General features: G+C 69.6%; 14 protein-coding genes. 7 read left to right on the top strand and 7 right to left on the bottom strand.

Annotated elements, in window-relative coordinates; translation table 11 throughout:
- Positions 1–132: 132 nt before the first annotated feature.
- Together A5767_RS18880 and A5767_RS18875 are read right to left on the bottom strand one after the other, a co-directional pair.
- Positions 133–516 carry a hypothetical protein gene (locus A5767_RS18880; RefSeq protein WP_006550589.1) on the bottom strand — a complete coding sequence of 128 codons (384 nt, stop codon included), beginning with the start codon at positions 514–516 and terminating at the stop codon, positions 133–135.
- Between the two features lie 87 nt (positions 517–603).
- Entirely contained in the window at positions 604–1,446 is an 843-nt protein-coding gene (locus tag A5767_RS18875; RefSeq protein ID WP_006550588.1) for an Rv1157c family protein, read from the bottom strand.
- A gap of 378 nt (positions 1,447–1,824) precedes the next feature.
- On the opposite strand from A5767_RS18875, the gene A5767_RS18870 reads away from it, so the two are divergent.
- Positions 1,825–3,078 carry a mannosyltransferase gene (locus A5767_RS18870; protein ID WP_033097288.1) on the top strand — a complete coding sequence of 418 codons (1,254 nt, stop codon included), beginning with the start codon at positions 1,825–1,827 and terminating at the stop codon, positions 3,076–3,078.
- Here A5767_RS18870 and A5767_RS18865 read toward each other — a convergent pair.
- Positions 3,014–3,310, bottom strand: coding sequence for a 4a-hydroxytetrahydrobiopterin dehydratase (locus A5767_RS18865; protein ID WP_006550586.1), 297 nt, complete (start codon positions 3,308–3,310; stop codon positions 3,014–3,016). The genes A5767_RS18870 and A5767_RS18865 overlap by 65 nt on opposite strands.
- Positions 3,311–3,335: 25 nt before the next feature.
- Between A5767_RS18865 and A5767_RS18860 the strand changes: the two genes are divergently transcribed.
- Positions 3,336–3,758, top strand: a complete 423-nt coding sequence (locus A5767_RS18860) for a (deoxy)nucleoside triphosphate pyrophosphohydrolase (protein ID WP_024103420.1) — start codon at positions 3,336–3,338, stop codon at positions 3,756–3,758.
- A 24-nt stretch (positions 3,759–3,782) separates the two neighbouring features.
- On the opposite strand, the gene A5767_RS23455 is transcribed toward A5767_RS18860, so the two are convergent.
- Positions 3,783–3,959 carry a hypothetical protein gene (locus A5767_RS23455; RefSeq protein ID WP_006550584.1) on the bottom strand — a complete coding sequence of 59 codons (177 nt, stop codon included), beginning with the start codon at positions 3,957–3,959 and terminating at the stop codon, positions 3,783–3,785.
- 360 nt (positions 3,960–4,319) lie between these two features.
- Between A5767_RS23455 and typA the strand changes: the two genes are divergently transcribed.
- The 5 genes from typA to A5767_RS18840 all read left to right on the top strand — a co-directional run bounded on the left by typA (position 4,320) and on the right by A5767_RS18840 (position 9,969).
- Positions 4,320–6,206 (top strand): translational GTPase TypA, encoded by a 1,887-nt coding sequence (typA, locus tag A5767_RS18855; protein ID WP_064852945.1) that lies wholly within the window; start codon positions 4,320–4,322, stop codon positions 6,204–6,206.
- Between the two features lie 79 nt (positions 6,207–6,285).
- The gene (locus A5767_RS18850; RefSeq protein WP_064852904.1) at positions 6,286–8,304 is read left to right on the top strand and encodes an ABC transporter family substrate-binding protein; all 2,019 of its coding nucleotides are present in this window, start codon (positions 6,286–6,288) and stop codon (positions 8,302–8,304) included.
- Positions 8,283–9,206, top strand: a complete 924-nt coding sequence (gene mshB / locus A5767_RS18845; RefSeq protein ID WP_050993397.1) for an N-acetyl-1-D-myo-inositol-2-amino-2-deoxy-alpha-D-glucopyranoside deacetylase — start codon at positions 8,283–8,285, stop codon at positions 9,204–9,206. Before A5767_RS18850 ends, mshB begins: the two co-directional genes overlap by 22 nt.
- Before the next feature lie 86 nt (positions 9,207–9,292).
- Entirely contained in the window at positions 9,293–9,451 is a 159-nt protein-coding gene (locus tag A5767_RS23450) for a hypothetical protein (RefSeq protein ID WP_006550580.1), read from the top strand.
- A gap of 77 nt (positions 9,452–9,528) precedes the next feature.
- Complete coding sequence (locus A5767_RS18840) at positions 9,529–9,969, top strand: hypothetical protein (RefSeq protein ID WP_006550579.1); 441 nt, start codon at positions 9,529–9,531, stop codon at positions 9,967–9,969.
- Here the strand turns inward: A5767_RS18840 and A5767_RS18835 are convergent.
- Genes A5767_RS18835 through A5767_RS18825 form a run of 3 tightly spaced genes read right to left on the bottom strand, consistent with a single transcriptional unit; the run spans position 9,926 to position 12,740 of the window.
- Positions 9,926–10,684 carry a uracil-DNA glycosylase gene (locus A5767_RS18835; protein WP_019288045.1) on the bottom strand — a complete coding sequence of 253 codons (759 nt, stop codon included), beginning with the start codon at positions 10,682–10,684 and terminating at the stop codon, positions 9,926–9,928. The two genes, A5767_RS18840 and A5767_RS18835, sit on opposite strands and share 44 nt — an antisense overlap.
- Positions 10,681–12,186 (bottom strand): PH domain-containing protein, encoded by a 1,506-nt coding sequence (locus A5767_RS18830; protein WP_006550577.1) that lies wholly within the window; start codon positions 12,184–12,186, stop codon positions 10,681–10,683. The genes A5767_RS18835 and A5767_RS18830 overlap by 4 nt, the downstream gene beginning before the upstream one ends.
- Entirely contained in the window at positions 12,183–12,740 is a 558-nt protein-coding gene (locus tag A5767_RS18825; protein ID WP_006550576.1) for a PH domain-containing protein, read from the bottom strand. The genes A5767_RS18830 and A5767_RS18825 overlap by 4 nt, the downstream gene beginning before the upstream one ends.
- Between the last annotated feature and the right edge of the window lie 96 nt (positions 12,741–12,836).

The following is a 12,836-nucleotide window of genomic DNA, read 5'->3' as shown; positions in this document are numbered from 1 at the left end:
TGACGCGGCCTACAACGACAATTTGTGCGCAATACGAACGACGCTGCCATCGTGTCTAACACGGCAGGGCCGTCGATCCCTAGTACCCTCCCGCCGTCCGGTCCTGCGTGGCCGTTCGACCGGCGTCCGGTGTCAGGACTGACAGTGCTTGTCGGGCTCGGATTCGTCGACGGTGATCGAGAGCGGCGGATGCTCGTCGGGCGCGGAATGATCGCCGCGCCACGCCAGCAGCGACCAGCGCGACAGGCCGGACAGTGCCGAGCCGAGACTCGCGAACGACAGTGAGGACAACGCCGAACCGAACGACCCGACGGAGCCGATGGACAGAACCGACCCGCAGCCACCGATCGACAGGATCGAGTACGAGGAACCGATCGACAGGATCGACCGCTCCGAGGCGATCGACAGGATCGAGCGGTGAGAGAGGAGTGAGCGGCGGGAATTCACGGACGCGGCGCCGGCCGGGTGCCGCAGACGACGCTGCTTCGACGGGATGCGCGACGCGGTGAAGGCCATGCTCCGGTCTATCACGCCCGGCGTCGACGGGGGAAGACACGAAGGCCGCCGGGAGTTTCTCCCGGCGGCCTTCGGTGAGTACGTGAATCAGGGAACGGCGACGAGACCCACGGTGGGCAGGAAGGTGCACGAACGCGGATCGGCGCCCTCGTCCTGCGTGGTGATTCCACCGGAGATCACGGCAAGGACCTGACCCGAACCGGTGTCGGCGATCGCGCTCAGCGTGGTCGGGCCGTCGGGGTTGATCTTCGCGTCGTTGGTGAGCGGTTGCGTGCCCGTGCGTCCGTTGGAGACGTTGACCCAGCTCAGGGTAAGCGGCTGTTGCTGTTCGCCGGCAGCGGGTGCGGTGCCCAGCGCGGTGAAGACGAAGCCGGTCTGGCCTGCGCCCGGTCCGGGAGGGGGAAGGTGCGACGGACCCGCGACCGCGAGGGCGGTGCCCACGGAGTCCTGGCTGTCGCCGATGCAGCCCTTGCCGATAGTCGGGTAGAGGAACTGCGAGATCACCACGGCGCCGGGCTCGGGGATCTCGGGTCCGCCGCCGCCGCTGCCATCGAGGAAGGTGATGACGCGCTGGAGCGTGCTCTTCACCGATTCGGGGAGCTCGGAGTTCGCGAGCAGTTCCTTGGCCTGCGCCAGCAGGTCGTTCTTGCCGTCGGCCGCGTCGGCGACATCGGCGGGGCCCGCGGCCGCACCGATGATCGCGGGCGCGAGGGAAGCCAGGGCCTCGGCCTCTTCGGGGTTCGCCCGGACCCCGGCGAGCAGGTCGGTCAACGACTCTACGGAAAGATCAGCGGGAATCTCGAACTGGGGCAGTTCGACGAGCCCTGCCAGGTCCGGCAGTACGGGTGGCGCCGGTTGCGCGACGGCCTGCGTAGGCACGGCCAATCCCGCGGTGGCGGCGAGTGCGCACAGCGTGAGCGCCCGTCGCATTCCTCGAGTACGAAGCACTGTTCCCCATCCTTGTCGTTGAAGCATCCGGTTGTTCGGGACGAACGACCGGATGCTGACGGCTCGAGGAGACACTCTATGGACCCCTCGCACACGGGACAAGCCTGCCGTTTCGGAACGGCGCGCCCATCGCTGGTTCGGGATTCTAACCACGGGGTGTTCCGTCCCTCGGATCCTGTCGAACATAACGCGTTCGACCTGAGAAGATTGTGACTGTAGATGAAATCGTTACGGGAGTGAACTCCGGTTCGTTTGCATGCCTATCGGAACGGTAATCTCCTTCGCCGGGTCCGGTTCACCGGACGGACGTTCGACGGGAGAGGCCGCACCGCAGTGCCACGAGGGTTTCCTTCGCACCGGATGTGGTGGTGCGCGGCGTTACTGGCGCTGTCCGTCGTCGTCCGGATCGCCTGGGGATTCATCACTCCCAACGGCATGAACCTCGTCGACCTGCACGTCTACGTCGACGGATCGGCCGCTCTGCTGCAGGGCGACCTCTACGGGTTCACCTATTCGGAGGACACCCCCGACTTCCCCCTGCCGTTCACCTATCCGCCCTTCGCCGCGCTCGTCTTCCTGCCCCTGCACCTGATCCCGTTCGGAATCCTGGGCGTGGCCTGGCAGCTGCTGACGGTCGCGGCGCTGTTCGCCGTCGTGTGGATCTCGCTCGAACTCGTCGTGGACGCGCGGGCACGGAGCCGGTCGTGGGTCGGTGTCGCGATGCTGTGGACGGCTGCGGGCATATGGACCGAGCCGGTACGCACGACCCTCGACTACGGCCAGATCAACGTCTTTCTCGTCCTCGGCGTGATGCTCGCGGCCCGCAGTTCCCGGTGGTGGCTGTCGGGTGGGCTCGTCGGCGTGCTCGCCGGGATCAAGCTCACGCCTGCCATCACCGGCCTGTACTTCCTCGCGCAGCGACGCTGGCGCGAGGCGGTGTTCTCCGCGGTCGTCTTCGTGGGGACCGTCCTGGTGAGCCTGCTCGTGCTCGGCTCCCAAGCCGCCACCTATTTCGGGTCCCTCTTCGGCGACGCGGATCGGATCGGGCCGGTCGTGTCGGTGTGGAACCAGTCGCTGCGCGGAGCGCTGGGTCGTCTCGCGGGTGAGGACGTCGGACTCGGGCCGGTGTGGCTGGTCGGCGTCGTGGTCTGCGCGGTCCTCGCGTTCGCGGCGTGGCGGTCGCTGGAACCGCTGCCCGACGGAACGCGCGACCGTCTCGGCACGCTGCTGATCGTGCAGTTGTTCGGTCTGCTCGTCTCGCCCATCTCGTGGGTCCACCACTGGGTGTGGGTGGTCCCTTTGCTGCTGTGGCTTCTCTACGGACCCTTGGCGCGGTCGCTCGGAGCCCGCATCGTCGCCGCGTGCTGGGCCGCGGTCACGCTGATCGGCGTTCCGTGGGTACTGAGTACGGCGCAGAACTCGATCTGGGATGTCGAACGTCCCGCTCCGCTCGCCTGGCTCGGCGCCGTCAACGTGGTCGGTGTCCTCGCCGTCTACGTCGTCGTGATCCTCGCAGCCCGGGGACGTGAGGGGCAGGACGAACGGGTGACTACAGACCCGAGCGCCGTGCCTCCTCGTCGATCCGACGCGCAAGAGCCGGATCCGACTCCGTGATGCCACCGGCGGAATGCGTGCTCAACGCGAAGGTCACCTTCCGCCACCTGATGTCGATGTCCGGATGGTGATTCGCCTCCTCGGCGACGACGGCCACCCGGTCGACGAGTGCGATCGCGTCGGGGAAGGTGGGCGCCTCGATGGTGCGGACCAGCGACTGTCCCGCGCGGTGCCAGTGCGGCAACTCGGCCAGCGCGGCGTCGATCTCTCCGTCCGTCAGCAGCTGGGACATGACTCATTCTGGGACGATGCACGTCATGTCTGCAAGCACATCGTCCGCGAGTACACCGGCGCCCGACGGGCACGTCGTGGCCGGCGCCGTCATCCGGGACGGACGCGTGCTGCTCGCCCAGCGCACGCGGCCCGTCGACCTCGCGGGCCTGTGGGAGTTGCCCGGAGGCAAGGCGGAACCGGGGGAGAGCGTGGAGGCGGCGCTCGTGCGGGAGCTGAGGGAAGAGCTCGGTGTCGAGGTGCGCGGTGCGGAGCGACTGGGGGTCGCGGTGCCGTTGGCCGGAGGTCGCGAGTTGTGTGCCTACAGGGTCGAACTCGTCTCGGGTGATCCCGAGCCGCTGGACCACGCGGCGTTGCGGTGGGTCGACGCGGACGAACTCGGGGAGGTCGATCTCGTCCCGGCCGATCGTGCGTGGATTCCCGATCTACGCGAACATCTGCGGCGCTGAGGTCATACGGCGCATGCCTGGTGGTCAGGCGGCGCGGGCCTTGTCGAGATACTTGCGCAGTTCCTTCTTGCTGAGCCCGTCGTTCTCGACCTTCTTCATGCGCATGACGACGACGGGGCATTTGAGGCACCGCGTCTTCTTGCGGCAGCACTTCTTCTTCGGCTTCAGGCCTGCGACCTTGCTCGCCTTCACCTTCCCCATACGTCCCGCCTGCCTTCCACGGTCCAGCGCGCGGCGAATCACCGGCGGGCGAAGGTTAGCATCCCCTTACTCACGGACCCAGGGGTGCATGTGGTGCCGGATTCGGCGGTTACGTCTCCTGGGGGAGTGTCGAGCGTCACCCCGATCGTCGCCGACCTGCGGGTATCTGATGAGGTAGAAGCGGCGACCGACGAACGGCCTGTAAAGTGTATTGACGGCCGCAGTGCCTGCACGCCGAGAATCGGACGGGGCAGGTAGCTCGCAATCTCGCGTCGCGGCCATCGAGACGAACGCCGTACGGGCGAGGTGCCGACCGGGTCCAGTGCCGTGTGGCCGGACTACAGCCAGGAGAGCTATCGCGTGAGCACCGCTGATTTTCGGAACGTCGCCATCGTGGCGCACGTCGACCATGGAAAGACCACTCTCGTCGACGCCATGTTGCGCCAGTCGGGCGCGTTCGCCGAACGTGCGGAACTCGTCGACCGGGTCATGGACTCGGGCGACCTCGAGCGCGAGAAGGGCATCACCATTCTCGCGAAGAACACCGCGGTGCACCGTCACCACCCGGACGGCACCGTCACTGTCATCAACGTCATCGACACCCCCGGCCACGCCGACTTCGGCGGTGAGGTCGAGCGCGGCCTGTCCATGGTCGACGGCGTCGTCCTGCTGGTCGACTCCTCCGAGGGCCCGCTGCCGCAGACCCGCTTCGTGCTCCGCAAGGCGCTCGCCGCGTCGCTGCCGGTGATCCTCGTGGTCAACAAGACCGACCGCCCGGACGCCCGCATCGCCGAGGTCGTCGAGGAGAGCCAGACCCTGCTGCTCGACCTCGCGTCCGACCTCGACGACGAGGCCGCCGAAGCCGCCGAGCTCGCCCTCGAGCTGCCCGTCCTCTACGCCTCCGGTCGTGAGGGCAAGGCCTCGAAGAAGCAGCCCGAGAACGGCCAGGTCCCCGACGCCGAGAACCTCGACGAGCTCTTCGAGGTCCTCATGGAGTGCATCCCCGCACCCAAGGGTGATCCGTCGGCGCTGCTGCAGGCCCACGTCACCAACCTCGACGCCTCCGAGTTCCTCGGTCGTCTCGCGCTGCTGCGCATCCACCAGGGTGAGCTGCGCAAGGGCCAGACCGTCGCGTGGATGCACGCCGACGGCGTCAAGAACGTCAAGATCACCGAGCTGCTCAAGACCGTCGGTGTCGAGCGGCAGCCGGGCGAGGTCGCGGTCGCCGGCGATATCGTCGCCGTGGCCGGCATCCCGGAGATCATGATCGGCGACACGCTCGCCGATCCGGAGAACCCGGTGGCGCTGCCGCGCATCACCGTCGACGAGCCGGCCATCTCGATGGTCATCGGCACCAACACCTCGCCGCTCGTCGGCCGGGTCAAGGGCCACAAGCTCACCGCTCGCATGGTGAAGACGCGGCTCGACTCCGAGCTCGTCGGCAACGTCTCGCTGCGCGTCCTCGACATCGGACGCCCCGACGCGTGGGAGGTGCAGGGCCGAGGCGAACTCGCCCTCGCCATTCTCGTCGAGCAGATGCGCCGTGAAGGCTTCGAGCTGACCGTCGGCAAGCCGCAGGTGGTCACCCGCACCATCGACGGCAAGCTCCACGAGCCCTACGAGGAGCTGACCATCGACAGCCCCGAGGAGCACCTCGGCGCCATCACCCAGCTGCTCGCGAACCGCAAGGGCAAGATGGTCCAGATGACCAACCAGGGCACCGGCTGGGTTCGTATGGAGTTCATCATCCCGTCGCGCGGTCTGATCGGTTTCCGTACCGACTTCCTCACGGAGACCCGCGGCACCGGCATTTCCAACGCCATCTTCCACGGTTACGCGCCGTGGGCCGGCGAGATCCGCGCCCGCCACACGGGTTCGCTCGTCTCCGACCGTGCAGGCTCGGTCACCCCGTTCGCGATGATCCAGCTCGCCGACCGCGGCACCTTCTTCGTCGAACCGGGCAGCGACACCTACGAGGGCCACGTCGTGGGCATCAACCCGCGCGCCGAGGACCTCGACATCAACGTCACCCGCGAGAAGAAGCTCACCAACATGCGCTCTTCGACCGCCGACGTGATGGAGACCCTCGCCAAGCCGATCGAGCTGACCCTCGAGGCAGCGCTCGAGTTCTGTGCTGCGGACGAGTGCGTCGAGGTCACGCCGGAGGACGTGCGCGTGCGCAAGCTGCACCTCTCGCAGACCGACCGTGCGCGTGCGCGGTCGCGGGAGAAGGCCCGTAACAAGTAGTCCAGGTGTGGGGTGGCCCCGGCGAGCGCATGCTGGCGGGGGCCACCCACGTACCACCTGCCTCACGGAAGGAGCCCGAGTGTCGCGTACGCGCGCTCGTCGCCGACTGATCGGGGCGACGGCCGGCCTGGCCGTGGCTGCGCTGGTCCTCACCGGTTGCACCGCCGACCCGCCGCCGCCCATCGAGCAGACGGAGCCGACCACGACCCCGGCTCCCGCTCCGAAGCGCAGCACGGTGGTGGTCGCGATCGACGAGGTCGGTTCGGGCTTCAACCCCCACCTGCTCGCAGACCAGTCGCCCGTCGCGAACGCCGTTGCCGAACTCGTGCTCCCGAGTGCCTTCCGGGCCGTGCCCGATCCGGAGAATCCCGCTGCAGCACTGTGGGTTCCGGACGACTCGCTGCTGCTGTCCGCGGAGGTCACCGACGAGGCGCCGTTCACCATCACCTACCGCCTGCGCGACGAGGCCCAGTGGTCGGACGGAGCGCCGATCGTTGCCGAGGACTTCCGGTATCTGTGGCGGCAGATGATCACCCAGCCCGGCGTCGTCGATCCTGCCGGCTACCGCCTCATCGACGACATCCGATCGTCGGGCGGAGGCAAGATTGTCACCGTCACCCTGCGCGAGCCGTATCCGGCCTGGCGCGAACTGTTCACGAATCTCTTGCCCGCCCACCTGGTCAAGGACACTCCGGGTGGCTTTTCCACCGGCCTGTCCGAGACGATTCCCGTGTCCGGCGCGCGATTCCACGTCGACAACGTCGATCGGGGGCGCGCCGAGGTGCTGCTCGAACGCAACGACCGGTTCTGGGGCACCCCGGCCGGACCCGACGAACTGATCATGCGCCGCGCCGGCACCGACGCCCAGGTGACCGAATCGGTGCGCAGCGACGACGCCCAAGTGGTCCAGAGCGCGGGCGGTGTCGCTCTCGAGGCGCAGCTCGCCGCCGTGCCGGGTGTGCGGACCGGCGTCCAGCTCCAGCCGCGCACCCTCGATCTGACCCTCAACACGCGCACCGCCGAACTCGCCGACCCGGTCGTCCGGCGAGGCATGCTCGACCTGCTCGACCCCGAGCTGCTCGGACTTGTCGCCACGGCCAACAGCACCGGGGTCGTGCGGGCGCGGGCCCAGGTGCTCGCGCCGTCCGATCCGGGATACACCGACACGATGCCGGCGCGTCTGTCCCGGGAGCAGGCCCTCGGACGTCTCGCCGAGGCCGGATATCTACCCGTCCCGCCTGCCGTGCCCCCGGTGCCGACGGACCCCGACGCACCCGGCCCCGAAGCGCCGGAGGCCGCTGCACCGGAGACGGGGGCATCCGAGACGGCGGCATCCGAGACGGCGGCGCCGACGAGCGCGACTCCCGGACCGAGAACCCCCGACGGGCCGGCCCTGCCCGAGGGCACCCTGGCCCGGGCCGGCGTGCCGTTGACGCTGGTCGTGGGCGTGCCGGAGGGCGACGAGACCGCCCGCGCCGTCGCACGCACCGCCGTCGACCTGTGGCGTGGCGCCGGGATCGACGCATCGGTCGACGAACTTCCCCCCGACGAGCTGTACGGCGAAGCCCTCGTCGAGGGCACCGTGCACGCGGTCGTCGGCTGGATGCGTGCCGGTGGAGACCCTGCCACCGCCGCGCTGTCCCGATTCGGATGCGTCCCGGTGGCCGCAGCACCCACCGTGGCGGGGGAGGACCTGCCGACCGTGCCCGAGTCCGACCTCCCGGCGCAGCCCGACGCCCCCGGGACGGCGGAGGCGGCACAGTCGTCGGACCCCGCGACCACCACGCTCGACGAGGACGACGTCGAGGAACGTGAGGATGCGCTCGCAGCGCAGCTCGAGGCTCCGAGCAACCTCTCGGGTGCGTGCGATCCCGGTCTCGAACCCGATCTGCTCGCTGCACTGAACGGCACCACCGACCCGGCGAAGGTCGTCGCCGACGCGCAGGCCAGGCTGTGGGATCTCGCGGTGAATCTGCCGATCCTGCAGGACCGGGCCGTTGTCGCCGCCGGTCCGGGCGTCGAGAACGTCTCGCTGACAGCCGCCGTCGCCACCGGTATTCTCGGCGACGCCCATCTGTGGGGAAGGACCACACCGTGACCGATGCTCCGGGAGCTCTCCCCGACGTTGCGGATCGACGACTTCTGCTCGTCCACGCCCATCCCGACGACGAAACCCTCACCACCGGCGGCACCATCGCTCGGTACGTCGCCGAGGGCGCCGAGGTCACCGTCGTGACCTGCACGCTCGGTGAGGAGGGCGAAGTGATCGGCGACGAGTGGGCCCAGCTCACCGCCGACCGCGCCGATCAGCTCGGCGGATACCGCATCCTCGAACTCACCCGGGCGCTCGACGCGCTCGGCGTCGAGCGACCGCGCTTTCTCGGCGGTGCCGGGCACTGGCGCGACTCCGGGATGGCGGGCACCCCGTCCGCCGACAATCCTCGCGCCTGGGTCAACGCCGACCGCGACGAGGCGATCGAGGCGCTCGTCGCCGTGATCCGCGAGACGCGTCCGCACGTGGTCGTCACCTACGACCCGTTCGGTGGCTACGGGCATCCCGACCACATCGCGGTGCACGAACGGGTGACCGCGGCCGTCGAAGCGGCCGGCACCGAGGACTATCCGTCCGCCGGGGCGGCGTGGACCCCCGCGAAGGTGTACTGGACCGTCGCCGAACGGTCCGCGCTCGAACGCGGCATCGCCGCCATGGGCACGCTGCCCGACGGCTGGCGCCGACCGGAGGCCGGCGAACTGCCGAGCGTGCCCGACGACGAGGTCACCACCGTCGTCGACGTCCGCTCGGTTCTCGACGCGAAGCGGACCGCGATGGCCGCGCACACGACCCAGGTGCTGGTCGCGGAGGACGGCGAGCAGTTCGTGCTCTCCAACCTCGTCGCCCAGCCCGTCTTCGACCAGGAGCACTTCGTGCTCGTGCGCGGGCAGCTCGGCCTGACCGACTCCACGGGACGAGAGGACGACCTCTTCTCCGGCATCGGCTAGTGTGACCCGAGTCATCAACGAGGCCGTGGGTGGTTCGCGTCACCCGGTCTCGCGTACCACGCAGGCACACCGTCAGGGGGTTGTCGATGTACAACTGGTCCGTCCAGAACCAGATCGTCGCGTTCGTGGAGTCGTTGAGGCCGTACGCCGACGAGATCCGGGCCGACTACTGGCACGCTCTGTACTCCTTCGCCGACCAGCAGAGCGCGCTGCTCACCATGCTCGGATACCCGCCGGTTCCCTGACGTCCCGTGCGTGGGTCGCGGATGGTTCCGCGGACCCCGGTTGCGCTCGGGCGCGTCCGGTAGCGCACCATCGAAGCATGACGGTCGATCCAGCAACCGCTGCACCCCTCGCGTCACCGGTGGACGTCCAACCCCGCCGGGGGCTCGTCGCGCTGCTCGTGCTCGACGGTGCGCTGTGCGCCCTGTTGTCGGTCTTCTATCTCGGCGTGTACATCGCCGGAGTGCCCTTCCCGATCACCATCCTGCTGGCCGGCCTCGTCAACCTGCTGCTGGTGATGGCCCTCCGCGCCGAGACCGGATCCCTGCGCAGCGCGACCCTGCCGCTGCTGGCCTGGGCCGTCGTCTTCCTCGTCTGCCTCGTGGGCGGTCCGGGCGGCGACCAGCTCGCGCTCGGCGACTGGCGGACCCTGCTGCTGCCCGTGGCCGCGCTCGCCCCCGCCGGCGGCTACCTGTTCTCGGCCCGCATCAGGGAGATCACCCAGGCAGTGGGAGGGACGCAGCCCGCGCCGCGTCCCTGAGCACCTCGGTCACCATCTCCTTCGTCAACCGGCCGGTGAAGGTGTTCTGCTGGCTGACGTGATAGCAACCGAACAGGTGCAACGGGTGCTCCCGCGCCTCGGTGGCAGCGAGCAGCACATGTGCGCCGTGCCCGAACTTGGGGCGGGGAACCGGAATCGTCCACCCCGCCGCCGACAGGACCGGCAGTAATGCCTGCCACCCGAACCCGCCGAGCACGACGACCGACCTCAGCGTGGGGGAGAGCAGGTCGAGTTCCTGTTCGAGCCAGTGCCGGCAGGTGTCGCGTTCGACGACGGTGGGGCGATTGGCCGGTGGCGCGCAGTGCACCGGCGACGTGATGCGCGTGCCGAACAGTTCGAGGCCGTCGCCGATGTGCGTCGCGGTCGGTTGCGACGCCAGTCCCGCGTCGTACAGGGCCGCGTACAGCACGTCGCCCGACCGGTCGCCCGTGAACATCCGTCCTGTGCGGTTCCCGCCGTGCGCGGCGGGCGCCAGCCCGACGATCAGCAGGGACGCATCGGCCGGGCCGAAGCCCGGGACGGGCCGGCCCCAGTACTCCTCGTCGCGGAAGGCCGCCCGTTTCTCCCGCGCGACCTGCTCACGCCATGCGACCAGCCGCGGACACGCGTGGCAGTCGACGAGCGCGTCGTCGAGCTCGGCCAGCGTCGCCGGGGGAGTGCCGTGCAGGGGGCCTTTGCCGGATGTCGGCTTCATCGGTCGATCCATGCTTCTCCCATACCCGGTGTGACCTCCTGGACAAGCGCCCACGCCTCGTCCACGGGGATGTCGATCACCTCGTAGCGTCCCGCACCCGCCGGCGTCGCCGCGACGACGGTCGCGAGACCGGCACGGCGCTGGAAGAAGGTCTGCCGCACCGTCCAGCCGATCACACCGTCCGCATCGAGACAGATGCGCTGCCGGTCGATCGAACCGCTGCGGGCGACGAGATGTCCGTCGACGACGGCGTGGCCGAGACCCCGGTAGCGGTCCTGCGCCAGCGCGCACGCCCCCGCGACCAGCACCACGACCACCGTGGCGATCACGGCGAACGGCACGTGCCGGTCGGTGACGGTCAGGGCGACGAGCCCGGCGGCGACCACGACGGCCACCGGCCACAGCGTCCGCGTGTAGCGGCGACGACGGGCACGGGGACCGTGACTGCGCAGCGGAACGTCGAGCGGCAGCCCCCCGGTGAGCACCTCGGCCGCGACCCGCCGGACCTCCCCGTCGGGCGCCGACGGCAGGACCAGTGACGAACCGCCCTGTTGCGCGGTTCTGCCCGTCATGACGGCGTCGAGCCGTGCGGCGCCGACGAGCCGCAGCGCCAGCGGTTCGTGCAGCGCGATCCCGCGCAGCCGCGCCCGGTCGAGGGTGGTGTGACGGGTCGTGAGCAGGCCGTGCGCGATGCGCAGGACCCGTTGGTCGTCGGTCACCCGCAGATCGCCGTAGAGCAGCAGGTACCGCACGCACGCGGCCGGGCTGGCGACGAGCACGACGACCAGCACGAGGATCACGAGCGCGACCACCAGGCCGAGGTCTTCCGCGGTCTCCACCGCGCGGCGGACGACCTGCGATTCGGCGATCGACCGGCCGAGCCCGAACTGGAAGGCGGCACCGGCGACGGCCGCGACGGCGAGCAGTCCCGTCGTGGAGAACGGCGCGTAGCGCACCCAGGCCGGGTCGAATCGCGCCAGCTGACGCTCGGTGACGGCAGCGGTCGAGGTCGTCTCGACCGGCACGTCGTCCTGCTGCCCACCCCTCAGGAGAACGGCACGGAGCTCGGGGACTGCTGCGATCGGAAGGCCGTTGAGTTCGAACCGGTTGCGATCGGCGCCCCCGCTCTGACCCGTGCCGATCTTCACGACCGCGAGGCCCAGCACGCGATGCAGGAGGCGTTGCTCGACGTCCACCGACCGGATGCGGCTGCGGGGGATCGACAACTCGCGTCGTTGCAGCAGGCCGCGGCGGAGTTCGACGTGCTCTGGTCCTACGCGGTAGGTGGTGGTGAACCAGCGCAGCAGACCGACCAGCACGAGCACGCCCGTCGCCGCGAGGCCCCACACGGGATTGCCGCTGGTGGACCCGATGACGAACGAGCCTGCGAGGACGGGCAGCAGGCGCAGGATCTCCTCGATCGGGTGGATCAGCAGCATCCGGCGATCGAGACGCGACCACGGCACCTCCTCGTCCGTCCCGGCCACGAGGGCGTCGTTCATGTCGCGTCCGTCTCCGAGCTCGCCGCGAGTGCGGTCAGGCGAGCGACGGTCTCGTCGGCGACCCGGCTGTCGAGCCCGACGATCTCCACCGCACCCGCTGCCGAGGCGGTGGTGACGGTGACGGTGGTCAGGCCGAGCCACCGGTCGAGCGGTCCACGCTCGGTGTCGACGGTCTGGATCCGGGAGATCGGTGCGATGCGGTGCTCCTGCGTCCACCAACCCGAACGCGTGTAGACCGCGGTCTCGTCCATCTCCCAGCGATGGACGCGGTATCGCCAGACCGGCACCACCGCGACGTGCAGTCCACCGAGGACGACGGTCGCGGCCGCGGCGGCGACGTGCCACCCGGCGCCTACCGGCGTGACGAGCACCCACACGACCTGCGCGACGACCAGTGGCAACCACATCAGCGCTGCACTCACGGCCCACAGCACACGCGCCTTCGGGCTCGGCCGCCACGACGGTTCCCTCATCACCACGCTCGTCGCTGCCGTGTTGTCGGCCGACCCCGCCGGCGAACTCTCGTCGTCCTCCACCCGCACCTCCTGCTCCATCGGGCCCCGTGTCCGGTTCCACGCTAGGCTGGGATCCGTAGAACCCGGCCGGACTCGCCCGATCCGATCTCACGATCGGGCCCTATCAGGAGGAGA

Source organism: Rhodococcus sp. 852002-51564_SCH6189132-a, from assembly GCF_001665495.1.
Taxonomy (GTDB): domain Bacteria; phylum Actinomycetota; class Actinomycetes; order Mycobacteriales; family Mycobacteriaceae; genus Rhodococcus; species Rhodococcus pyridinivorans.
This window is presented reverse-complemented; position numbering and strand designations above follow the sequence as displayed.